Annotated in this window: 21 protein-coding genes and 1 pseudogene; 14 read left to right on the top strand and 8 right to left on the bottom strand. The window is 67.7% G+C overall.

The features are described from left to right. The first annotated feature begins 11 nt into the window (after positions 1-11). Positions 12-827 (top strand): 2OG-Fe(II) oxygenase, encoded by an 816-nt coding sequence (locus OHA25_RS03790; RefSeq protein ID WP_327586231.1) that lies wholly within the window; start codon positions 12-14, stop codon positions 825-827. Continuing rightward, entirely contained in the window at positions 824-1,747 is a 924-nt protein-coding gene (locus OHA25_RS03785) for a hypothetical protein (protein WP_327586230.1), read from the top strand. Before OHA25_RS03790 ends, OHA25_RS03785 begins: the two co-directional genes overlap by 4 nt. Before the next feature lie 307 nt (positions 1,748-2,054). Here the strand turns inward: OHA25_RS03785 and OHA25_RS03780 are convergent, their stop codons facing one another. Further along, on the bottom strand, positions 2,055-2,753 hold the full coding sequence (locus OHA25_RS03780; RefSeq protein ID WP_327586229.1) for a hypothetical protein: 699 nt from the start codon (positions 2,751-2,753) through the stop codon (positions 2,055-2,057). Here OHA25_RS03780 and OHA25_RS03775 point away from each other — a divergent pair. Further along, positions 2,725-3,450 (top strand): hypothetical protein, encoded by a 726-nt coding sequence (locus OHA25_RS03775; protein ID WP_327586228.1) that lies wholly within the window; start codon positions 2,725-2,727, stop codon positions 3,448-3,450. The genes OHA25_RS03780 and OHA25_RS03775 overlap by 29 nt on opposite strands. Here OHA25_RS03775 and OHA25_RS03770 read toward each other — a convergent pair. The 6 genes from OHA25_RS03770 to OHA25_RS03750 all read right to left on the bottom strand — a co-directional run bounded on the left by OHA25_RS03770 (position 3,447) and on the right by OHA25_RS03750 (position 10,031). Continuing rightward, the gene (locus OHA25_RS03770) at positions 3,447-4,103 is read right to left on the bottom strand and encodes a class I SAM-dependent methyltransferase (RefSeq protein WP_327586227.1); all 657 of its coding nucleotides are present in this window, start codon (positions 4,101-4,103) and stop codon (positions 3,447-3,449) included. The two genes, OHA25_RS03775 and OHA25_RS03770, sit on opposite strands and share 4 nt — an antisense overlap. Positions 4,104-4,161: 58 nt before the next feature. Then, the gene (locus OHA25_RS03765) at positions 4,162-5,064 is read right to left on the bottom strand and encodes an NAD-dependent epimerase/dehydratase family protein (protein WP_327586226.1); all 903 of its coding nucleotides are present in this window, start codon (positions 5,062-5,064) and stop codon (positions 4,162-4,164) included. Positions 5,065-5,454: 390 nt separating this feature from the next. Next, positions 5,455-6,501 (bottom strand): 2-oxoacid:ferredoxin oxidoreductase subunit beta, encoded by a 1,047-nt coding sequence (locus tag OHA25_RS03760; protein ID WP_327586225.1) that lies wholly within the window; start codon positions 6,499-6,501, stop codon positions 5,455-5,457. Further along, a complete protein-coding gene (locus OHA25_RS03755) occupies positions 6,494-8,338 on the bottom strand; it encodes a 2-oxoacid:acceptor oxidoreductase subunit alpha (RefSeq protein WP_327586224.1) in 1,845 nt (614 codons plus the stop codon). The genes OHA25_RS03760 and OHA25_RS03755 overlap by 8 nt, the downstream gene beginning before the upstream one ends. A 121-nt stretch (positions 8,339-8,459) precedes the next feature. Continuing rightward, the gene (locus OHA25_RS61095; protein WP_367804195.1) at positions 8,460-8,552 is read right to left on the bottom strand and encodes a putative leader peptide; all 93 of its coding nucleotides are present in this window, start codon (positions 8,550-8,552) and stop codon (positions 8,460-8,462) included. Between the two features lie 33 nt (positions 8,553-8,585). Next, a complete protein-coding gene (locus OHA25_RS03750; protein ID WP_327586223.1) occupies positions 8,586-10,031 on the bottom strand; it encodes a polysaccharide deacetylase family protein in 1,446 nt (481 codons plus the stop codon). Between the two features lie 271 nt (positions 10,032-10,302). Between OHA25_RS03750 and OHA25_RS03745 the strand changes: the two genes are divergently transcribed. The 5 genes from OHA25_RS03745 (at position 10,303) to OHA25_RS03725 (ending at position 13,889) form a co-directional block, all read left to right on the top strand. Further along, the gene (locus OHA25_RS03745; RefSeq protein WP_305914519.1) at positions 10,303-10,674 is read left to right on the top strand and encodes an NADH-quinone oxidoreductase subunit A; all 372 of its coding nucleotides are present in this window, start codon (positions 10,303-10,305) and stop codon (positions 10,672-10,674) included. Positions 10,675-10,719: 45 nt separating this feature from the next. After that, complete coding sequence (locus OHA25_RS03740; protein WP_327586222.1) at positions 10,720-11,280, top strand: NADH-quinone oxidoreductase subunit B; 561 nt, start codon at positions 10,720-10,722, stop codon at positions 11,278-11,280. Next, positions 11,277-11,822 carry an NADH-quinone oxidoreductase subunit C gene (locus tag OHA25_RS03735; RefSeq protein WP_305914520.1) on the top strand — a complete coding sequence of 182 codons (546 nt, stop codon included), beginning with the start codon at positions 11,277-11,279 and terminating at the stop codon, positions 11,820-11,822. The genes OHA25_RS03740 and OHA25_RS03735 overlap by 4 nt, the downstream gene beginning before the upstream one ends. A gap of 116 nt (positions 11,823-11,938) precedes the next feature. Continuing rightward, positions 11,939-12,880, top strand: a complete 942-nt coding sequence (gene nuoH, locus OHA25_RS03730) for an NADH-quinone oxidoreductase subunit NuoH (protein ID WP_327586221.1) — start codon at positions 11,939-11,941, stop codon at positions 12,878-12,880. Between the two features lie 70 nt (positions 12,881-12,950). Beyond that, complete coding sequence (locus OHA25_RS03725) at positions 12,951-13,889, top strand: hypothetical protein (RefSeq protein WP_327586220.1); 939 nt, start codon at positions 12,951-12,953, stop codon at positions 13,887-13,889. A 31-nt stretch (positions 13,890-13,920) separates the two neighbouring features. Here OHA25_RS03725 and OHA25_RS03720 read toward each other — a convergent pair whose 3' ends face one another. Next, the gene (locus tag OHA25_RS03720) at positions 13,921-15,144 is read right to left on the bottom strand and encodes a serine/threonine-protein kinase (protein WP_327586219.1); all 1,224 of its coding nucleotides are present in this window, start codon (positions 15,142-15,144) and stop codon (positions 13,921-13,923) included. 209 nt (positions 15,145-15,353) lie between these two features. On the opposite strand from OHA25_RS03720, the gene OHA25_RS03715 reads away from it, so the two are divergent. The 6 genes and pseudogenes from OHA25_RS03715 to OHA25_RS03690 all read left to right on the top strand — a co-directional run bounded on the left by OHA25_RS03715 (position 15,354) and on the right by OHA25_RS03690 (position 23,048). After that, on the top strand, positions 15,354-16,580 hold the full coding sequence (locus OHA25_RS03715) for a 4Fe-4S binding protein (protein WP_327586218.1): 1,227 nt from the start codon (positions 15,354-15,356) through the stop codon (positions 16,578-16,580). Then, complete coding sequence (locus tag OHA25_RS03710; protein ID WP_327586217.1) at positions 16,577-17,203, top strand: NADH-quinone oxidoreductase subunit J family protein; 627 nt, start codon at positions 16,577-16,579, stop codon at positions 17,201-17,203. The genes OHA25_RS03715 and OHA25_RS03710 overlap by 4 nt, the downstream gene beginning before the upstream one ends. After that, positions 17,203-17,505: pseudogene (gene nuoK, locus OHA25_RS03705) on the top strand (NADH-quinone oxidoreductase subunit NuoK); the annotation flags it as partial. The gene OHA25_RS03710 and the pseudogene nuoK, both read left to right, overlap by 1 nt. Before the next feature lie 305 nt (positions 17,506-17,810). After that, entirely contained in the window at positions 17,811-19,793 is a 1,983-nt protein-coding gene (locus tag OHA25_RS03700) for an NADH-quinone oxidoreductase subunit 5 family protein (RefSeq protein ID WP_327586216.1), read from the top strand. A 124-nt stretch (positions 19,794-19,917) separates the two neighbouring features. Continuing rightward, positions 19,918-21,543: a complex I subunit 4 family protein gene (locus OHA25_RS03695; RefSeq protein WP_442942164.1), complete on the top strand. Its 1,626-nt coding sequence runs from the start codon at positions 19,918-19,920 to the stop codon at positions 21,541-21,543. Next, positions 21,540-23,048: an NADH-quinone oxidoreductase subunit N gene (locus OHA25_RS03690; protein ID WP_327586214.1), complete on the top strand. Its 1,509-nt coding sequence runs from the start codon at positions 21,540-21,542 to the stop codon at positions 23,046-23,048. Before OHA25_RS03695 ends, OHA25_RS03690 begins: the two co-directional genes overlap by 4 nt. Positions 23,049-23,124: the final 76 nt, after the last annotated feature.

Below are 23,124 nucleotides of genomic sequence, written 5' to 3'. Positions count from 1 at the left end.
AGACACACTTCATGCAGGATCTGCAGGCTTTCACCTTTCGCCGGGATGAGCTCTTCCCGCTCGCGGACAAGTATTCCGAGCAGTTCCGTACGGCCTCGCCGTTCCGTCATGTGGTCATCGACGACTTCCTGCCGCCCGACGTGCTGGAGCCCGTCCTCGAGGAGTTCCCCGAGCCGCGAGATGCCACCTGGCAGCGGTTCGACACCGCGCGTGAGGTGAAGCTGGCGCTGGCCGACACCGAGCGCATGGGGCCGGCCACCCGGCACCTGCTGGCGGAGTTCAACAGCGGAGTGTTCGTCGAGTTCCTCGAGCGGCTGACCGGCATCGCGCAACTGGTCTCCGACCCGCACTTCGAAGGCGGTGGCCTGCACCAGATCCGGCCGGGTGGCTTCCTCAAGGTGCATGCCGACTTCAACAAGAGCCGCAAGCTCAACCTCGACCGCCGGCTCAACGGCCTGCTCTACCTCAACAAGGACTGGGAGGAGAGCTACGGCGGGCACCTGCAGCTATGGAACAAGGACATGACCGAGTGCGAGGGCAAGATCCTCCCGGTCTTCAACCGGTTCGTGCTGTTCGCCACGACCGATGACGCCAACCACGGGCATCCGGACCCGCTGACCTGTCCGGAGGATCGGGCGCGGCGCTCGATGGCGCTCTACTACTACTCCAACGGCAGGCCCGAGGACGAGGTCACCGACGAGCACACCACACTGTTCAAAGAACGGCCCGGCGAGGCGTGGAAGAGCAATCTCCGCCAGGTCGCCAAGCGCTGGACGCCACCTGCGCTGGCCGACCTCGTCGGCAATCGGAAGACCAAGGAAACGTGAGGTCGTACGCCGGAGGCTGGTGTCTCGGTGTCGGCCTGATCGTGCTGCTCAGCGGGTGCCAGAGTTCCGGTGCCGCGCAGAAGCCGGTCGTCACCCAGCCACCCGCCACGGCTGCGTCCCCATCTGTCTCGGCTCCGTCCTCCAAGCCGCCCGAGCGGGCTTGGCCGGGGCCGGACAACACGGGTGTGCCCGAGGGTGTGGAACTGCGTAAGTCCGGCTCCATGCGGGTGACCAAGAGCGGCACGGTCATCGACGGCGTCGAGGTGACCGGCTACATCACGGTCGAGGCCGACAACGTCACCATCCGCAACACCCGAGTCCGCGGCACCAAGGGCTGGTGGGGGATCCTCCAGCGCGAGGGGCGCACAGGGCTGAAGGTCGAGGACAGCGAGATCTTCGGCAACGGCAAACAGCGCACCCAGTTCGGCATACTCAACCAGGGCAAGATGATCACGGTGCGCCGGGTCGACATCCACACGATCTCCAACGGGATCCTGACGCAGCAGGGTGTGGTCGAGGACTCCTACGTGCACGACCCGAAGTACTACTCCGGCGACCACACCGACATGATCATGTCGACCGGGCCGCCCGCCCCCGGCACCGAGCTGATCATCCGGCACAACACCGTCATCAACACGCTCGACCAGACGGGTGCCATCGCGCTGTTCCAGGACTTCGGCGTGATCAAGGACGTGACGGTGGAGGGCAATCTGCTGGCCGGGGGTGGCTGGTCGTTGTACGCGGGGGCCGGGGCCAAGGGTAGATCGTCGAATATCAAAGTGATCGACAACGTCTTCAGCCGCAGGGTGTGGCCCAAGGGCGGAGCCGCGGGGCCGGTTTCATATTGGGATAATGACGGGCCCGGAAACCTGTGGCGGGGGAACACCTGGGAAAACGGTGGGACGGTACCGCCGGGATGACGACCATTCGTCAAATCTTGTGTGGTATTTGAGAAAGCTGAGGTTGGATGTGAATTGAGGGGAAAACGAGTCCTTTTCGTTAAAAACCCCCTCTTAGTTCTTCCGGCATGGCTACTCTCTCCCTTTGGGGGATTCGGCGTGGCCATGATCGGAAGGAGTCGCCTGTGTCGAGGCATCGAAGGAGCAAGCGGCGTAGCGGGTGGTTATCCCTGGCCGGCGTCTCCGCCGTGGCGGTGCTGGCCGGCGTCTCCGCCGTGGCGGTGCTGGCCGGCGGATACGGCATCATTGCCGCTGACGTGCGGGAACCTCAGGCGGTCCTGACGGATGCGAAGGGGACCCTTGCCACGGCTTCGCCGCACGCTGCCGCCGGCCAGAGGCTCCGGCCGCGCCCGACCACCGACAAACCGCGGCCTGGGAAGGTCACGACCAGGGGTCCATGGTGGTGGCCCAGACGGCCTACCAAGAAGCCGACCTCGCGGCCGACGCGCAGACCGACCAAGACGCCGACGCTGACCGCGAGTCCTTCCGCGACTCCGACGATGACGCCCAGCACGACGCCGACCGTGACGCCGACCGTGACGCCTACGGTGACTCCGACGAAGACGCCCACGGCCACTCCCACAGCGACTCCGACGAGGACGCCGACCGCGACTCCGACTGAGACTCCGACGAAGACGCCGACCGCGACGCCGACAGAGACGCCCACTGCGACTCCGACGGTGACTCCGACGAAGACGCCCACTGCGACCCCGACGGTGACTCCGACGAAGACGCCCACTGCGACCCCGACGGTGTCTCCGACGAAGACGCCCACTGCGACCCCGACACAGACTCCGACCGCCACTCCTACGGCGACGGCTACGAAGACCCCGACCGAGACTCCCACGGCGACCCCCACGAAGACGCCGACGACCGCCCCGCCGCCGAGCGGCAACTGGCCCGGAGCCGGCAACACCGGCGTTCCCGCCGGCACCGAGATGGTCAAGAAGACCGGCTCGATCGTCATCAAGGAAGACGGCAAGGTCATCGACGGTTGGGACGTCACCGGCGACATCACGGTGGAGGCCAACAATGTCACCATCCGCAACACCCGAGTGCGGGGCCAGGACGACTATTGGGGCATCCTCCAGCGCGCGGGCTTCTCGGGCCTCAAGGTCGAGGACAGCGAGATCTTCGGCAACGGCAAGCAACGCACCCAGTTCGGCATACTCAACCAGGGCAAGATGATCACCGTGCGCCGCGTGGACATCCATACGATCTCCAACGGCATCCTCACCGACCAAGGATTGGTCGAGGACTCCTACGTGCACGACCCGAAGTACTACTCCGAGGACCACACCGACATGATCATGTCGACCGGTACCGCCGCCCCCGGCACCGAGCTGATCATCCGGCACAACACCGTGATCAACACGCTCGACCAGACGGGTGCGATCGCGCTCTTCCAGGACTTCGGCGTGACCCGCAACGTCACCGTGGAAGGCAACCTGCTGGCCGGGGGTGGCTGGTCGCTCTACGCGGGCGCAGGCAGGAAGGGACTGTCCTCGAACATCAAGGTGATCGACAACGTCTTCAGCCGCAGGGTGTGGCCGAAGGGCGGCTACGCGGGCCCGGTGTCGTACTGGGACGCCAACGGGCCGGGCAACGTCTGGCGCGGCAACACCTGGGAGAGCAACGGCGCGAGCGTGTCGGCCGCAGGCTAGCTGCGGATCGCGATGACCGATTTCACCAGCCCTGCCAGCCGTTCGAAGCGGATCTGGGACTTGGGGAAGTAGTGTCGCATCTCGGTCACGCTGAGCAACTCGACCTCCATGGCGATCATGCGGGCGGCGTCCCGGTCGGAGGTCGGGGTGTGGACGAGTGGCCAGCGGCGCAGGATCGTCGTCCGTGCGGCGAGTGGCAGGAACTGGAATCCAGGGAACAGAAAGTGCGGCTCGACCGGGAAATAGCGGTAGGGCGTCTGCACCCAGTGTCGCTCGGCCATCTCGTGCACGGTGTCGGCGAACTGCTGTCGACGCTGGTGCCCGCCGACATGTTCGATCACCGCGTTGGAGAACACCAGGTCATACCGCGTACCACGGATCGAGGCCGGCAGGTCGCAAGCGTCGGCGACGTCGGCGCGCAGCCACGCCGGCAGGTCGGCGGGCGGTTGCTCGAGGTTGACGATGTGTACGTGCGCAGGCCTGACCGGAGCGCGCATCCAGGCTCCGGCAGTACCGCCGAGGTCGAGGACGTTCATCTGGTCGAGGTCCGGGAACCGGTCGGCGAACCACTGCCACCTTCGCGCCCGTGCCTTGGCTCCCAGCGAGTCCGGAGCATCCACGAAACGACTGCGTAGGGCATTCAGACGGCTCATCAAGGGGCTCCTCCGGCCAGATAAGTACCCCTATGCTCCCAGAATTCTGCCCGCGCGGCTAAGAGCGTGATTCTTTGTGACTTTCTTGCGACGCGTACCAATCGACTGTTCGGCGCAACCCCTCGTCCAATTCTGTGACAGGATGCCAGCCGAGCAGGTCCGCGGTCGGCGTGATGTCGCCGACCTGCGTAATATCGTGCGGGCGATCGGGGGTCGTGCCGAATTCAGGCTTCGAGCTGGGGTCGACGATTCGATAAAGTCTCTCGACGATCTCATGGGCCGGGGTCTTGAGACCGGTCCCGATATCAAGAGTGTGTCCGATCGCCTTGTCCGATTCGCCTGCCAGGACGAACGCGTCGACGACATCGTCGACATAGATCCAGTCGGCGAGCTTGGTGGCCCTGGTAAGGCGGGGACGCTGCCCTCGGAGGAGGCAGAGAGTCACATAGGGCACGAGCTTGGTGGTGTCGGGCTGGGCCGGCCCGTAGACCATGCTGGGGCGCAGCACGGTGACGGGCAGATCCCAGAGCCGGTGGTAGAGCTGGGCGTAGCCGGTGGCGGCCCACTTGGACATCGCGTACGCCGATGACGGCGGCGCCTGGTCGTTGCCCGGGCGCGGCTCCTCGATGGAGCCGGTGAGGACGGTCTTGACGCCACTTTCATGCGCGGCGGCCAGCACGTTGACCCCGCCGATGACATTGCTCTCCAGGGTGGCACGGACGACCTCGTCACTCCTCGAACCAGTGACTTCGCCGGCGACGTGGAACAGGACGCTTGGTCGTACCGACTGGACGAGCCGGGTCGTCTCACCGGCGTCGTTCAGGTGTGCCGCGTGCCAGATCTCTCCATGGCGAGCCTGCTGAGGGCGGCGGCTGACCGCGTGCACCTCAGCGCCGAGGGCTCGTAAGCGCGTCACCAGATGCGAGCCGATGAATCCGGCGGCCCCCGTCACCAGCACCACGGTCCCAGGCCAATTCGACATCGTGGATTGACCTCCGTGTTGAATGGTCGCGCTCACTTGGCCCTCGCTGGTCACGCAGGCTACCGCTCTCGGGCCTAAACGTTCGCCGCTCTGTGTTGAATGGTCGCGCTCACTTGGCCCTCGCTGGTCACGCAGGCTACCGCTCTCGGGCCTAAACGTTCGCCGCTCTGTGTTGAATGGTCGCGCTCACTTGGCCCTCGCTGGTCACGCAGGCTACCGCTCTCGGGCCTAAACGTTCGCCGCTCTGTGTTGAATGGTCGCGCTCACTTGGCCCTCGCTGGTCACGCAGGCTACCGCTCTCGGGCCTAAACGTTCGCCGCTCCGTGGGAGATGGAGCCGCCCGGCCGACGGCTCCATTCTCATCATCAACTAGCCGATGCGCCAGGTGTCTCCGCCCAGCAGCAGCTCGCTCAGGTCCCCTGGACCCTTCTGCTGCGCGGCCTCCTCCATCTGCTCGGCCATGGCCACCTCGTACGACGGCCGGTCCACGCTGCGGAAGACGCCGATCGGCACGTGCTCGAACGCCGGGTCGTCCAGCCTGCTCAGCGCGAAGGCGACCGACGGGTCGGGATTGTGCGCGTCGTGCACGAGGATCTCGTCCTCGTTCACGCCGTCGCGGGCCACGACTTCAAGACTGCCGGAAGCGGCCCGGACGACCGCCTTGGTGGCGCTCACGATCGGCTGCCCGTGCTCCAGCCGCAGCGTGATGTCGTCGCGGACCTCCGGGTCCTTGAGCGGCTCGAAGGCGTTGTCGTTGAAGATGTTGCAGTTTTGGTAGATCTCCACCAGCGACGCGCCGCGGTGCGCGGTGGCCTCGCGCAGCACCGACTGCAGGTGCTTGCGGTCGGAGTCGAGGGTGCGGGCCACGAACGACGCCTCCGCGCCGATGGCCAGCGAGATCGGGTTGAACGGCTTGTCCAGCGACCCCATCGGCGTCGACTTGGTGATCTTGCCGACCTCGGACGTGGGGGAGTATTGGCCCTTGGTCAGACCGTAGATCCTGTTGTTGAACAGCAGGATGTTGAGGTTGACGTTGCGGCGCAGCGCGTGGATCAGGTGGTTGCCGCCGATGGACAGCGCGTCACCGTCACCCGTGATCACCCACACCGACAGGTCGGGCCTGGAGGCGGACAGCCCGGTCGCGATCGCCGGCGCGCGGCCGTGGATCGAGTGGAACCCGTAGGTGTTGAGGTAGTAAGGGAACCGCGACGAGCAGCCGATGCCCGACACGAACACGATGTTCTCGCGCTTGAGCCCGAGCTCCGGCAGGAAGCTCTGCACCGCGGCCAGGATCGCGTAGTCACCGCAGCCGGGGCACCAGCGGACCTCCTGGTCGGACTTGAAGTCCTTCAGGCCCTGCTTCACATCCGTCTTGGGAACGAGCGACAAGCCCTTCCCGTTAACCAGCTCAGTCACTGTCGATCACGTCCTGGATGACTCCGGCCAGCTCCTCGGCCTTGAACGGGAGCCCGCGCACACGGTTGTAGCTGATCACGTCGACGAGGTAGCGGCCCCGCAGCAGCAGGGCCAGCTGGCCCAGGTTGATCTCGGGGAGCAGCACCTTGTCGTAGCGCTTGAGCACCTCGCCGGTGTTGGCCGGCAGCGGGTTGAGGTGGCGGAAGTGTGCCTGGGCGACCTTGCCGCCGTTCCTCCTGATCCGCCGCATGGCCGCGGCGATTGGGCCGTAGGTCGAGCCCCAGCCGATGACCAGCACCTTCGCGTCGCCGTCGGGGTCGTCGACCTCGAGGTCAGGCACGTCGATGCCGGCGATCTTGGCGGCCCGGCTGCGGACCATCAGGTCGTGGTTGTCCGGGTCGTAGGAGATGTTGCCGGTGCCGTCGGCCTTCTCGATGCCGCCGATGCGGTGCTCCAGCCCGGCGGTGCCGGGGATGGCCCACGGGCGGGCGAGGGTCTCAGTGTCCCGCTTGTACGGCAGGAACTCGCCGTCGCCACCATTCGGAGTCGTCGTAAATTCTTGTGAAATATCAGGCAAGTCGGAAATTTCGGGCAGGCGCCACGGCTCCGAGCCGTTGGCCAGGTAGCCGTCCGAGAGCAGCATGACCGGGGTGCGGTATTTGACCGCGATCCTGGTCGCCTCGATGGCCGCGTCGAAGCAGTCGCTCGGCGACATCGGCGCCACGATCGGCACCGGGGACTCGCCGTTGCGGCCGTACATGGCCATCAGCAGGTCGGTCTGCTCGGTCTTGGTCGGCATGCCGGTGCTCGGCCCGGCCCGCTGCACGTCCACGATGATCAGCGGCAGCTCGGTGGTGACCGCCAGGCCGACCGTCTCGGCCTTCAGCGCCACACCCGGACCCGACGTGGTGGTCACGCCCAGCGCGCCGCCGAAGGCGGCCCCGAGCGCCGCGCCGACGCCCGCGATCTCATCCTCTGCCTGGAAGGTGCGGATGCCGAACTTCTTGTGCTTGCTGAGCTCGTGCAGGATGTCGCTGGCCGGGGTGATCGGGTAGGAGCCCAGGAACAGCGGCAGCTTGGACTGCACGCTGGCGGCGATCAGGCCGTAGGCGAGCGCCTGGTTGCCGGAGATGTTGCGGTAGACGCCCGGCGCCAGCTGCGCCGGCTTGACCTCGTAGGACACCGAGAACGACTCGGTGGTCTCCCCGTAGTTCCAGCCCGCCTGGAAGGCCGCGATGTTGGCCTTGGCGATCTCCGGCTTCTTTGCGAACTTTTGCTCGAGGAACTTGATGGTGTGGTCGGTCGGCCGGTGGTAGAGCCAGCTGAGCAGGCCGAGGGCGAACATGTTCTTCGACCGCTCGGCGTCCTTCTTGGACAGGTCGAAGCCCTCGAGCGCCTTGACGGTGAGCGAGGTCAGCGGCACCGCGTGGACCCGCCACTCGTTGAGCGAGTCGTCCTCCAGCGGGTTGGCGGCGTAGCCGACCTTCTGCAGGTTGCGCTTGGTGAACTCGTCCGTGTTCACGATGATGTCGGAGCCCCGGGGCAGGTCGCCCAGGTTGGCCTTGAGTGCCGCCGGGTTCATGGCCACGAGCACGTTCGGCGCGTCGCCGGGCGTGAGAATGTCGTGGTCGGCGAAGTGGAGCTGGAAGCTCGACACGCCGGGCAGGGTGCCTGCCGGCGCGCGGATCTCAGCCGGGAAGTTGGGCAACGTGGAAAGGTCGTTGCCGAACTCCGCCGTGCCCGCCGTGAAGCGGTCGCCGGTGAGCTGCATGCCGTCGCCGGAGTCCCCAGCGAACCGGATGATCACGCGGTCGAGTTGCTGGACCTGCTTCGTCACAGCTCAGTCCTCCTCGACGCGCCAAGGCGCGGTTGCATTAGGCGCGTTCTCTATATCCATGCTAGATCCTCGGAAGGTCGCGCGTTTGCGGCCCGCGTAAAGCGGGTAAACGCGGTCGGTCTCAGGGTGAGGTCGGAGAACAACGACGACACAGTCCGGACGCGAGCCTGCAGAGGTCTACATGCAGGCGGGCGAACAGGACGGTTCGGGTCACGAGCGCCAACTATACGTCCCCCCAACACGTGCGCTACGTCAGGGGCTGCTTACGAGACGGCTCGCTCCCTGACCTGTACAGCCGTCCGGCCTGCATTCCTGCAGAGCCGTACAACTCTGGAACGGTGACGAAGCTGTAACCCTTCCCGCGCAACCTTTTGAGGATGTCCGGAACCGCGTCAACGGTTTCCTGATAAGTGTCGTGCATCAGAATGATCGCACCTGGATGCGCCTCGCGCACGGCCCGGTTAGCGATGTCGGCCGCCTTTGCGCCCTGTTCGTCGCCGGTGTCCACGTTCCAGGTGACCAGTGAGAAGCCGTGTTGGCGCGCGATGTCGCGCAGGTCCCCGCTCACCGCCCCGTACGGCGGCCGTACCAGCGTCGGCGCCTGCCCGATGGCCGCCGCGATCGTGTCCTCGGTGCGCCCGAGCGAGTCGGCGATCTTGCTGCTGGCCTGCTTCGACAGGTCCCTGTGCGCCCAGCTGTGGTTTCCGACCAGATGACCTTCCGAGCTCATCCTGCGCAGCAGCTCCGGTTGCGCGGCCGCGCTGCTGCCGACCGTGAAGAACGTGGCCCGCGCCTGCGCCTCCCTCAGCAGGCCCAGCAGCCTGCCGGTGAACGGCCCCGGCCCGTCGTCGAACGTCAGCGCGACACACTTGGCCTCGGCGCAGTCCACGGTGCCGGCCCGGCTGCTGACGGCCGGGGGGCTGCTCGCGGAGGCGTCCTGCGGCGAGGCGCTCACGTAGGAGGGCAGGCCGCTCTCGTCGTCCCTGACGCCCGGACCCGTCGCCCCGCGGACGCTTTCCTGCGCACGCCGCCCCAGATCGGACAGCAGCGGCGCCGCCTCCTCCGCCGGGACCGCCACGGCCAGGCGCCCCAGCGAGCACGGTCCGATCTGGCAGTCGTCGAACTCGACCACCAGATCCCCGCCCCTGTTGAACGCCATCGAGTCGAACTGCTCCTCGCCGGCCGTGACCGCGTTCCGTTCGGTCTGCTCCCCGCGCCCCTTGAGCCGCTCCTTGACCAGCACCGCGAGCCGCCGCAGCGCGTCCTGCCCGGCCAGCAGCCCGGTGGAGCCGACGGCCTTGTCCTTGCGCGGGTCGTACCAGAGGGTCTGTGTGGAATTGCCCCAGCTCGCGCCGAGGAATTCGCCGGTACGCAGCCGTACGCCGATCGCCTGGGCGGAGGCGGCGGCGAGCTGCCAGCCGACGTTCAGCTCGGGACGCGGGTAGACACCGCCGGGGGTGCGTTTGCGGAAGTCCTGCAGTTGCCGCTGGGCCTGCGCTCGTAGCGCCCGGTTGAGCGGGGGTGCGGAGGGGAGCTCGGGGTAGTTGATGTGCGCATATCGCGGCGCACTGGAGGAATTGCCCTCGGTCATCGTCCTGATGGACAGGCCGGCGACGGTCGCCGGGTCGACGAAGTCGATCAGTGTCGGCTCTGCCGGGACCACGACATCCCGCCCGTGGGGGGAGGTGGTCACACCGCATCCGCCGGCTGAGAGGGCTAGCAGAGCGATTCCGGAAAAGAATCGCGATTTGTGCATGTGCGTCAGGTTATGGGGTTGATCTTCCTGTTTACCCCGGTCTTGGGTGAGGGGGTAAGAGGTCTTGACCGATCCTTGGTTTTAAGACCCGGCTCAGCGGCCTTTTGTTCAAGACCCGGCTCCCTGGGGTTCCAGGCAGTCGGGTTTGCGGGGTCGTTGGATTGCCGCGGCTGGGGCTATGGGGGGTCGGCGGGTTACGATCGACGTCATGGACGGCTACTTCGGGTCCTACGTGCTGGTCGCCGCGCTGCTCGCCATCGGCATCGCCATCGTGGCCGGGGCCTTGACGGCCAACCGCCTCCTCCGCCCGAGCCGTCCCACGCCCGAGAAGCTGACCACGTACGAGTGCGGGGTTGACCCGGTCGGTGAGGGCTGGGCGCAGTCGCAGGTCCGCTACTACGTCTTCACCTACCTCTATGTCGTGTTCGCGGTGGACGCCGTCTTCCTGTTCCCCTGGGCCACCGTCTTCGACGCGCCGGGCTACGGGCTGACGACGCTGGTGGAGATGTTCGTGTTCCTGGGGTTCATCGCGCTCGGGATCGTTTACGCCTGGCGCAAGCGCGTGCTCACCTGGACCTAGCTCGGCCTTCTTTGCCTGGCCCGCGATCCGCGCAACAATGGAATCATGGCAGCAACGGATCTCCCGATGCCCACAGTGGGGCCGATCTCCCGGTTGGCGCCCAAGCCGATGCGCTTCGTGCTCAACTGGGGTCGCCGTTATTCCCTGTGGGTGTTCAACTTCGGGCTGGCGTGCTGCGCGATCGAGTTCATCGCGACGTCGATGAGCAGGCATGACTTCATCCGGTTCGGAGTGATCCCGTTCGCGAACGGCCCCCGCCAGGCCGACCTCATGATCGTCTCAGGCACGGTCACCGACAAGATGGCCCCGGCCGTCAAGCGGCTGTACGAGCAGATGCCCGACCCGAAATACGTGATTTCGTTCGGCGCCTGCTCCAACACGGGCGGCCCCTACTGGGACTCCTACTGCGTGACCAACGGCGTGGATCAGATCATCCCCGTGGACGTCTACGTGCCCGGCTGCCCGCCCAGGCCCGAGGCCCTCCTGTACGGGATCATGAAGCTCCAGGAGAAGATCGCCGAGGAGAAGCTCAGCGACCGCTACGTGTGGTCCCGCTCGCACGGGTCCTCGCCGTCGGGGTCGTCGTCGGGATCGGAGGAGGCATGAGAGCCGCCGAGCTCTCCGCACGTTTCGGCGACCGGGCCGAGGTCTCCGAGTCCTACGGTGACACGACGATCGACGTCGCGCCCGCTGACTGGATCGAGCTGCTGACGTTCGTCCGCGACGACCTCGGCTACGCGTTCTTCGACTGGCTGACCGGCGTCGACGACCCGCCGGACGCCTTCCTCGTCGTGGCCCATGTCTACAACCTGGTCGCCGGCGAGCGGTTGCTGCTCCGCACGCGTGTGCCGCGCGCCGACCCGCACCTGCCGACCGCCGTCGGCGTCTACAGGGGTGCCAACTGGCATGAGCGGGAGACGTACGAGATGTTCGGCGTGATCTTCGACGGTCACCCTTACCTGGTGCCGCTGCTGCTGCCCGACGGCTTCGAAGGCCACCCGCTACGTAAGGACTTCATTCTGGCCGCCCGCGTGGCCAAGCCCTGGCCGGGCGCCAAGGAGCCGGGGGAGTCCGGACATGGTGCCCCGAGCCGCCGCAAAACCCTTCCACCGGGCGTACCCGCAGATTGGGGAGCCCCGGATGCCTGACCCGCCCCAGGCACCACCGACGTCTCGTCCATGCCCGCTGTCGCTGATCGCCCTGGGCCGCCGGCCACGGCCCGATCATCGAAGAGCGCCCGCCGACTCCGATGGAGAGCCGTCCAATGCTTGATGTGGTGCTGAGCTTCGCCGTCATCCTCGTCGTGTTCCTGGTGCTGCCTCTGATCATCGGTCAGACCGAGCACAAGGTCATGGCCCACATGCAGTCACGGCTCGGCCCCATGTACGCCGGCGGCTTCCACGGCTGGGCGCAGCTCATCGCCGACGGGGTGAAGTTCATGCAGAAGGAGGACGTCATCCCGGCCGCGGCCGACCGCCGCATCTTCATGATCGCTCCCGGCGTGGCGCTGGTCCCTTATCTGGTCGTGCTGATCGCCATCCCCATCGACCGCGGCCGCGTGGCCGTGGACCTCGACCTGGGCCTCTTCTTCGTCCTCGCCGTCATGGGCATCGGCGTGCTCGGCTCGATCATGGCCGGCTGGGCCTCGGCCAACAAATACTCGGTGCTCGGGGGCATGCGCTCCGCCGCTCAGCTCATGTCGTACGAGCTGCCGCTGGTGCTGGCGGCCTCCTCGGTGGCGATGGCCGCGGGCACGCTGTCGATCCCGGGAATCGTCGAGGCGTGGCAGTGGTGGTGGCTGCCGTGGCAGGCGATCGGCGGCGTGGTCTTCTTCATGGCAGGGCTGGCCGAGCTGCGGCGGCCGCCGTTCGACATGCCGATCGCCGAGTCCGAGATCATCATGGGCCCGATGACGGAATACACCGGCATGCGCTTCGCCCTGTTCATGCTCTCCGAGTACGCCGGGATCGTGGTCCTGTCCTTCCTGACCACCGTCTTGTTCCTGGGCGGCTGGCACGGCCCGTTCCTGCCCGGCTGGCTGTGGACGCTGGTCAAGGTGTTCCTGCTGGCGTTCGTCGTGATCTGGCTGCGGGTGACGTATCCGCGGCTGCGCGAGGACCAGCTGCAGAAGCTCGCCTGGGCCGGCCTCGTCCCCTTGGCGCTCCTCCAGCTGGCCCTCACCGGCGTCATCAAGGTCCTCATGTGAATTTCGAGGCGGAAACTTTACGCCCGCCTTATTCGTCGTACCCGGACAAGGGGCCTATGGGGGATGACGCATGAACGAGCTTCTTCCGGTAGCAGGCGCCACGAAGGGCAGTCGCTGCCCCGAAACCATCCTGACCGCCGACGGGGATTCGCTGACGGTCACCGACAACACCTCAGGCCATTCGGTACGTCTGACGCCGGCCCAGCTTTACCAGTACGGCTATGAGCACGGGGACAGCTCTGTGCAGGGTCTGGCCGCGTTGGATTCCGACGGCCTGGTCATGCTCGACCTGCCCGGCGAATGGCACACGCCTCACCTGCGGTCCTTCGCTGCACGGGCCGGAATCCCGCTGGTGGACGCCCGTGGCAGGCCCTCGCGGGGGGTGCACAAGGTGCTCGCGAGCCGCGCCCCCGGCTGGGTGCGCTTACATGGCCTCTCCCGCCCCTCATTCACCAAATGGCGCAAAACCGCATTCATATGCGCGGGAGTCATCGGCTTGTGCGTCATGGCGTATCTGGCCTACGCGGGGCTGTGGGCCGCCTGGCGTGGCATTTCTTGGATCGGCCGGCTGATCCTGGACCTCGTCGATGCGAAATGGCTGCTCGTGGCCCTCAGCCCGGCATTGATGGTCATTCGCCCCGTCAGGGCGAGAATCCACCGCCGACGCGTCGACAAGGGCTCGATCGTGGGCCCGCCCCAAGGCCCGTACCTGGCCGGAAAGGGCAGGTGGAAGCTCCAGATCATCCAGCGGAACGCCGTCATCGCCGACTTCTCCGTGGGTGTGGACATCAACGAGGCGTTCAGCCTGCTCCTCTACAGCTACGAGGACCTGACGGGCCTGGTCGTCCTGGACAGGATGGATCATGTTCTCCATCACCTCCCCGGCCGCTGGCCCGCGAACGACGTGGACCGCTTTGCCAAGCGCCAGGAACTGCTTCTGGTGGTGGAACGGCTGTCGCGCGAGGAGTATCTCGACTTGGTCAAGCGGGCAAGAACGGCAACCCCGTAAACGCCGGTGACGACGGCCGCGGCATGCGGGATCAGTTGATGATCGCCAACATCACATCGGAGGCCGACGGCCGCTCCTCAGGCCGCTTGCTCAGACAACCCCCCACAACCCCGCGTAACGCTGGCGGCAACGGCGATAAGTCGGGATGAACGGTGAGCACCCGGTTGAACACCGCAGGTACGGAGTCCTCCCCGAACGCCGGCCGCCCCGTGGCCGCGAACACGATCGTCACGGCCCAGCTGAACACGTCGGACGCCGGCCCCACCGTCTCCCCGGACAACTGCTCAGGCGACATGTAAGGCGGCGTCCCCACCATTTTCCCGGACGTCATGGTCATCTGATCGAGCGCCCGAGCGATCCCGAAGTCGATCACTCGTGGCCCGTCATGCCCGATCAGCACGTTGCTCGGCTTGAAGTCGCGATGAACGATCCCCGCCTTGTGGATGGCCGCCAACGCCCCCGCTGTGGACAACGCCAGCCGAGTCAGGCTGTCCTCGTCGCGCGGCCCGTGCTTCCTGACGAGCTGCTCCAGCGACGGCCCCTCCACGTATTCGCTGACGATGTAGGGGTATTGCCCGGTGATGTTCACGTCCAGCACCCGGGCTGTGGAAAACGTCGCCACCCGCCGGGCCGCTTCCACCTCCCGCGCGAACCTCGCCCGCGCCGTCTCGTCGACCAGATCGTGCAGCACCTTCACGGCGACCCGCACTCCGTTGGGCGCCGCGGCCAGATAAACGGCCCCCTGCCCGCCACGTCCGAGTGACTTGAGCACCCGATAGTGCCCGACCCACTCGGGCTCACCCGGCGTCCGCTGGTGGCTGGGCGCGGTGGTCCGCTGGTGCAGATCCACGTGCTGCATGGGCGGCGGCTGCTGGTGCTGGCGGGGCTGTTGGTACGGCCGGTACGGAGTGTGCACAGGCGCTCTGAGCCGCGCCCGCACCATCGCCGGCACCAGGATCCCGGAATGGATGACACCGCCGCCCCAGCTGACAATGAGCCCCAGGGACACCAGCAGGCCCAGCGGCTCGGGGATGTCCTCGAATTCGGCGTACGCGAGCGCCGAGATCACGAAGGAGCCGATGCAGACCAGGTAAACAGAGGCGGCAGCGGCCTGGAGCGCGCTGCGCAGCCAGAACGCCGCGAACCCGATCGTGAACGGGGTCGCCAGTCCGCACGTGAACAGGGGCAGGCAGGCCCACGCGACCGCGGCCGCCCACGCCCCGCCACTGGGACGGACCTGATGGCTGTGCTGCATGGCCGAGAGACTATCGTCCTGTCGCGGTTCATACCGGGCATGTCATCAGCTTGTGGATAACCTCCCGCCAGCCTGTGGATGACTGTGGAAAAAACTGGGGACAACGCTCTGGCTCAGTTCACCTGCGCCGCTAAGTGCGACATGATGTTGATATGGGGAGGATGCCGGGAGTCGGACTGGCAAAGGGGTTGTCTATCACCCTTCGCCACATGCTGCGTAGATCGGTGACGCAGCAGTATCCCGAGGTCAAGCCCGACCTCCCGCCCCGCAGCCGCGGCGTCATCGCCCTGGTCGAGGAAAACTGCACCTCCTGCATGCTCTGCGCCAGGGAGTGCCCCGACTGGTGCATCTACATCGATTCCCACAAGGAGACCATCCCGGCTCCCGAGGGCGGCCGGGCCCGCCAGCGCAACGTTCTCGACCGCTTCGCCATCGACTTCTCCCTCTGCATGTACTGCGGCATCTGCATCGAGGTGTGCCCGTTCGACGCGCTCTTCTGGTCGCCGGAGTTCGAGTACGCCGAGGGTGACATCCGCAACCTCGTGCATGAGAAGGACCAGTTGGTGGCGTGGACCCAGACCGTTCCCCCGCCTCCGGCCCACGACCCCGGCGCCGAGCCCCCTAAGGAACTCACCGCCGCCCCCCGCCGCCCGGCCCCGGACCGCTCCCCCCGCCCACCTGCGGATCGCGGCACCGGCCCGTCCGCCGACCGCCCCTCACGCCCGGCCTCTGACCGCGGCACCGGCCCGTCCGCCGACCGTCCGTCCCGTCCGGCCACCCAAGGCGTGTCGGGCCCCGCCACCGAACAGCCCGCTAGCCCGAGTGCCGAACAGCCCACGTCGGCCGAGCCCGCCGGCACCGAGCCCGCTGGCACCGGCGCCGAGCCAACGGACCGTACGCCTGCCCGCGACGCCACGTCGGAACAGACCAGCGCAGGCGCGACAACCACCCCCACAGGCGCGGAAGCGGCCGACGACGCCGCGAGGACGGGCCCCACGGCCCACGCGCAAGAGGCGAAACCGACGACGAACGCGCCCGGCGAGGGCCCGCAAACGCCAGCAGGCCCCACAGGCAGGCCTCAGCGCGAACGCCGGCCGATGTCGAACGTACGCGGAATCAGACCACCCGGCGCTCTCCCCGACCGCTCCGAGGGCGAGGCCGTCACGGGCGAGGCTGGAGGGCACGTCACGGGCGAGGCTGGAGAGCACGTCACGGGCGAGGCTGAAGAGCAGTCCCAGGGACCGGCTTCATCCACAGGCGATGCAACCGCAGAAAAGTTGTCCACAGCCTCGGCCGATCCGCAACCACGGCCCGAGCCGGAGGAGCAGACTTCTGCCGCGAGCCCCCGCAGGCGCAAGATGGCCGACCCACGGTCCATCCGCCCGCCCGGACGGCTCGGCCCTGACGAAACAAGGGAGTCCGAGGAGGAGTCGTGACCGAAGCGGTGCCCTCCTACCTGTCACCCACCGGGCAAGAAATAGTGTTCTTGCTGCTGGGTGCGGTAGCGGTTGGATCGGCGCTGCTTGTCGTCACGACCAGGCAACTGGTCCACGCGGCCCTCTGGCTCGTGGTGTGCTTCGGGGCCCTGGCGGGTTGTTACCTGGTGCTGACGGCCGAGTTCGTGGCCTGGGTCCAGGTGCTGATCTACGTGGGCGCGGTGGTCGTGCTGCTGTTGTTCGGCATCATGCTCACCCGAGCCCCCATCGGCCGCTCCGCGGACCTCGACAGCGGCAACCGGCTCGTCTCTGCCCTTGTGGCGCTGGCGACGGCCGCGATCCTGGTCACGGTGGTGATCGACGGATTCCGCACGGCGTACACACCGCTGACACCCGGCCCGGGCGCCGCCAAGGAATTGGGCGCAAGCATATTCGCGACCTGGGTGCTGCCCTTCGAGGCCCTGTCCGTGCTGCTGCTCGCCGCGCTGATCGGCGCCATCGTGCTGTCCCGTACGGACATCCCCGGCGGCTCACCACCAGACCAAACAGGCGATTCCGCGGGAAATTCGGGACGCCGTCAGACCGGCGGTAGCTCGGCACCCGATCAAACCGGGGGTCATTAGTGCATATCGTCTACCCGGCAGTCGTCTCCGCTCTCCTCTTCTCCATCGGCGTCTACGGCGTGCTCGCCCGCCGCAACACGATCCTCGTGCTGATGTCGGTCGAGTTGATGCTCAACGCCGTCAACCTCAACCTGGTGGCGTTCGACGTATGGCTCCGTGACCGCCTGCACAGCGGCCAGGTGCTCACCCTCTTCGTCATCGTCATCGCGGCCGCCGAAGTGGGCTTGGGCCTCGCGATCGTCCTCGCCCTCTACCGCAACCGCCGCACGGTCGACATCGACCACCTCCGCGACCTCGCCGAGCCCCCCGACGACCCTCCGGCCCTCATCACCACGTCTGCCTCTTTGCCCACGGAAGCCGCGCCAGCCTCTCCACCCACCGAAGCCACGACAGACGGCCTGACGGCACCGGCACGCGCTCAGGCGAGCCTCCCGGGGGATAGGCCCGACCCCACGCTCACTCCCACAGCACAGCCGTCCCACGGCGCCCCTGACTCCGATGGCGACAGCACAGCCGACGCGCCGGAGCCCCGGGAGCACCGAGGCCCTCAGGGAGACGCCCAGGACGGCCACGGAAGCGAGCAGCCGGTGAAGCGAGGTGGCCGGCGATGACGACCTTCCCCCTGCTGGCCGTCCTCCTGCCCTTCCTGGCCGCCTTCGCGGGCCTGCTGCTTTCACGCTGGCCCCGCCGACGCCCAGCCGCCGCCATTCACCCGCCGCGCCCAGCCGCCATTCACCCGCCGCCCCATGGCAGCGGAAGCGACACTGCCCCCCAGACCGCGGCAACCGACGGGCAGCGTGCGAATGCCCGGGCGGCTTGGCTGGCCATCCTGCCCACCGCCGCCTCGGCAGTGCTGGCAGCCTGGCTGGCCTGGGACCCGGGCTTCGCGTTCCTGGCGGGCACCACCACGGCACCACAGCCCACAGGCCAGACCTACGGCACGGTGACCACCGGCGCCATCCCGATCTCGCTCACCCTCCAGGCCGATCCTCTGTCCAGCCTCCTCGGCGTCCTGGTCACGCTCGTAGCCCTGGCCGTTCAGGTCTATTCGGTCGGATACCTCAAAGACGACCCGCGCTACCCCTCCTACAGCGCTTTCATCAGCCTGTTCACCAGCGCGATGCTCCTGGTCGTCTACGCAGGGGACCTCCTGGTCCTCTACGTCGGCTGGGAGATCATGGGCCTCTGCTCCTACCTGCTCATCGGCCACTGGTGGGAGGACCGGGGCAATTCGCGCGCCGCGGTGAAGGCGTTCCTCGTGACCCGCCTCGGTGACGTCGGCTTCCTCTTCGGGATCTTCGTGCTGGGCCAGGCGGCGGGCAGTTTCCGCATCGCCGACGTCCTGGCCAAGGTGCCGGAGATGTCCACGGCCACCACCGTAACCGCCACCATGCTCCTCCTGGCCGGTGTGGCCGGTAAGAGCGCCCAGGTCCCGCTGCACACCTGGCTCCCCGACGCCATGGCGGGCCCGACGCCGATCAGCGCGCTGATCCACGCCGCCACCATGGTCGCCGCCGGGATCTTCATCGTCGCCAGGCTCTTCGACGTCTTCCGCGAAGCCCCGCCCACGATGGACGTGCTGGCCGTCGTGGCGGCACTGGGCATGCTCGGCGCCGCCCTGGCCGCGCTGGCGCAGGATGACTTGAAACGGGTGCTCGCCTACTCCACGGTCAGCCAGCTCGCCTACATGGCCGGCGGCCTGGCCGCGGGCTCCGACACGTCGGCCATCTTCCACCTGCTGACACATGGCGCGTTCAAGGCGCTGCTGTTCCTCTGCGCCGGAGCGGTGATCCACCACGTCGGCTCCAACCTGATGACGCAGATGGGTGGCCTGCGCAGGGAACTGCCGATCACGTTCGTGACGATGACGATCGGCTTCGCCGCCCTCATGGGCATCCCTCCGGCCAGCGGTTTCTTCAGCAAGGACGCGATCTTGGCGGCTATGGACGACGCCCTGGCGACCGGCACGCTGACGGACGCGGCAGCGCTCCTGCTTTACGGCTGCGGCCTCGCCACCGTGGCCGTCACCGGCGCGTACGCCACCCGAGCCTGGCTCCGCACGTTCTTCGGCGAGGCGAGGGCGGTTGCGTTGCCCGAGCCCGAACCCGGCACGGCCCACGTCGTGGACGTCACGGAAGCCCCGCGGACGATGCTGGTGCCCCTCATCCTCCTCTCCGTCCCCGCGCTCCTGCTCGGCTTCGCCGGCGAACTCCACGTGGATCTGGGCGTGGCCGCCATCAGCGTCGTGCTCGCGCTGCTCGGCGCGGGGGTGGTCTACGCCTTCTGGCGCATCGACCCCATCGCCGACCCCGCACGCCTGCTGGGCCCGTTGCGGGCGCCATGTGAGCAGGCGTTCCATGTGGACCAGCTGTACGCCGCGTTGTTCGTCCGCCCGGTCCTGGCCCTGGCCAGGCTCGTCGTCAGGACGGACGACGTGGTCGTGGACGGCGCGGTCCGCGGCTCCGGCAGGTCGGCCCGCGGATTGGCCGGGGTGCTGCGCCTGGCCCAGAACGGCAACGTCCAGCTCTACATCAGCGGCATCCTGGCCGGTGTCCTCCTGATCGCGGTAGGGGCGGTGATGTTCGCATGACCGGACGGCCCGTGAAGCGCTTGGGCGGTGGTGTTCGCATGACCGAACGGCCCGTGAAGCGCTTGGGCGGTGGTGTTCGCATGACCGAACGGCCCGTGAGCGTTTGGGCGGTGGTGTCCGCATGATGGGCTGGATTCCCGTCTCGCTGCTGGCCGTGCCGCTGCTGGGCGCACTCGCCCTCGTCCTGGCCCCGCAGGCCCTCCGCCCGGCGCTGCGCACGTACGGACTGATCCTTTCGGGCATCACCCTGGCCCTGGCAGCCCTGCTGGTGGCGATGTTCGACTATGGCCAGGCCGCGCGGCAGCAGTTCGAGGTGGACATCCCTTGGATCCCGGGACTCGGGCTCCGCTTCCACCTCGGCCTCGACGGGATCTCGCTGCCGCTGATCGCGCTGACGGCCCTGCTGACCTTCCTGTGCTTCGTCTATCTCTCCTGGGGCAGCGCCCGAGCCCCCGGCCAGCTGATGAGCACCAGGCCGAGGGCGCTGGTGTTCACGCTGCTCGTGCTCGAAGTCGGCATGATCGGCACGTTCCTCGCCCTCGACCTGCTGCTCTTCTTCGTGTTCTTCGAGATCGTGCTGATCCCGATGTACTTCCTGATCGGCATCTGGGGCGGCGAGGGCCGGCGGGCGGCGTCGATCAAGTTCATCCTCTACACGCTGCTCGGCTCGGTGGTGATGCTGCTCGGCCTGCTGCTCGTCTGGGCCCAGACCGGCACGCTCGACATCGAGGCGCTGAGCGCGGCCCAGGGCAGCGGCATGGCGAGATCGGTGCAGATCCTGGCGTTCGTGGCGATCGGCATCGGCCTGGCGGTCAAGACCCCCATGTGGCCGCTGCACACCTGGCTGCCCGACGCCCATACGGAGGCACCCACCGTGGGCTCGGTGCTGCTGGCCGGGGTGCTGCTGAAGATGGGCACGTACGGCTTCGCCAGGATCGCCATCCCCATCCTCCCCGAGGGGGCGGCGGCGGTGGCGCCGTGGCTGGGCGCGTTCGCGGTGGTCGGCATCGTGTACGGGGCCCTGGCGTGCCTCGCCCAGCACGACCTCAAACGTATGATCGCCTACTCCTCGGTCGGCCACATGGGCTTCGTCCTGCTCGGCTTCGCCACGCTGACTCCGGTCGGCATCAATGGCGCGCTCTTCGCCAACGTCGCCCACGGTCTGATCACGGGTCTGCTCTTCTTCCTGGCCGGCGCGATCAAGGAGCGCTACCACACCGCCGACATGCCGTCGCTGGGCGGCGGCATGCTGACAACGTTGCCGCGGCTCGGATCGTTGCTGACCTACGCGTCGATCGCCTCGCTCGGGTTGCCCGGGCTGGCCGGGTTCTGGGGCGAGATGCTGGCGCTCTACGGCTCCTATCAGCCGGCGACCGGCCTGCCGCGCGGCCTGTTCCTCACCTACATGGCGATCGGCGGCCTGGGCGCGGTCCTGACGGCCGCGTACTTCCTGGTGATGCTCTCCCGCGTCACCCACGGCCGCCCCCTACTGATCGCGGACCTCCCGCCAGAAGCCGCGGACGACCGCCTGGTCCGCGAAACCCCGGACGAACGCCCCGTCGTCCCCCTCGACTCGCCGCCGCAACAGATCGCCGTCCTGGCGCCGGCGGCGGCAGCCGACATCAGGACCTACGAACTGCTGGCCTGGACGCCGCTCGTCGCCCTGATCCTCCTGCTCGGCCTCTGGCCAGGCCTCCTGCTCTCCCTCACCACGCCGGCCGTGCAGACCCTGCTGGGAGCCATCTCATGATCCAGCAGATCGACTACTTCGTCATCGCGCCCCCGCTGGTGCTGGCCGTCGTGGCCGGCCTGGTGCTGCTGCTCGACGCCTTCCTCCCAGCCCGCCTGCGTACGAAGACCACGCTGGGCCTGACCACGCTCGCCGGCGTCCTGACCTCCCTGGGCTTCGTCATCGCCCAGACGGCGACCGGCGGCGGCCAGACCTTCTGCGTCCCTCCCCATCTCACCACCGAGGGGACGCTCTGTTCCTTCGTCGCGGACGGCTTCACGCTCGTCTTCGCGGGCCTGGTGCTGGTGGCGGCCGTGGTCGTCGTCCTGATGTCGATGACCGAGCTGGCAGGCGGCGGCATCCCGGTCGGTGAGTGGTATTTCCTCCTGCTCTGCACCCTCGTGGGCGCGGTGAGCCTGCCTGCCTCCCGGGACCTGATCATGCTGGTGGTGGCACTGGAGCTCGTCTCGCTCCCGGTGTTCGCCCTGACCGCGCTGAAGCGCTACGACGGGCGCTCCTCCGAGGCGGCCGTGAAGCTGTTCGTCGTGTCCGTCGTCTCCACGGCGATCATGCTGTTCGGCGTCTCCCTCCTGTACGGCATCGCCGGGACGGTCTACCTGTCCCGCCTGGCCGCCGTCTTCAGCGGCCAGATCCCCGCGCCGGGCGCGGCGCTGCCCGCCGACCAGGGCCTGCCCGCCGTGGTCACGGTCGGTGTCGTCCTCGTCGTGGCCGGGTTCGCATTCAAGATCGCCGCCGTGCCGTTCCACTCCTGGGCGGCCGACGTCTACCAGGGCGCTCCCATCCCGGTGGCCGCTCTGCTGTCGGTCATTTCGAAGGCGACGGGGTTCGCCGGGCTGATCCTCATCCTGGTCGCGGCGTTGTCCGGGCAGGCCGCCACCTGGGCCCCGATCATCGCGATCATCTCCGCGCTGACCATGACGGTGGGCAACCTGCTCGCCCTGCGCCAGCGTTCGGCCGTACGCCTGCTGGCCTGGTCCTCGGTGGCTCAGTCCGGCTACATCCTGGCCCCGTTGGCGGTCGGCACGGCGGGCGCGATCGGCGCGTCCACCGCCTACCTCGTCATCTACGCGGCCATGAACCTCGGCGCGTTCGCGGTCGTCATGCTCGTCTCCAGAACAGCCGCCCGCAACGAGCTCGACGACTACCGCGGCCTGGTCTACCGCAACCGGGCGGCGGGCATCGCGCTCGCGTTCTGCCTGGTCTGCCTGGCCGGTCTGCCGCCGGGCCTGGCCGGGCTCTTCGCCAAGGTCTTCGTCTTCCGCGAGATCATCGAGAGCGGCACCGGCTGGCTCGCGCTGGTCATGGCCGTCAACACGGTGATCGGCCTCTACTACTACGCCGTCTGGACGGCACGCCTGTTCACCCCGGCAGAGGCCACGGCGCCCGCCGCGCACCGCCCGTCACCGGCGATCTGGCCCGCGATGGGCCTGGCCGTGGCAGCGGCGATCCTGTTCTCGATCGCACCCCAACTGGTCCTGGACATGACCACGCTGTCCATCAGGTGAGAAACGAGAAAGTCGCACTCCGCCCTCAACTGAGCACGCCGGGGAACGAAGAGCCGGGTCATCGTCGTTGGACGTG

The sequence above is a fragment of the Nonomuraea sp. NBC_00507 genome (assembly GCF_036013525.1).
Lineage (GTDB): Bacteria > Actinomycetota > Actinomycetes > Streptosporangiales > Streptosporangiaceae > Nonomuraea.
This window is presented reverse-complemented; position numbering and strand designations above follow the sequence as displayed.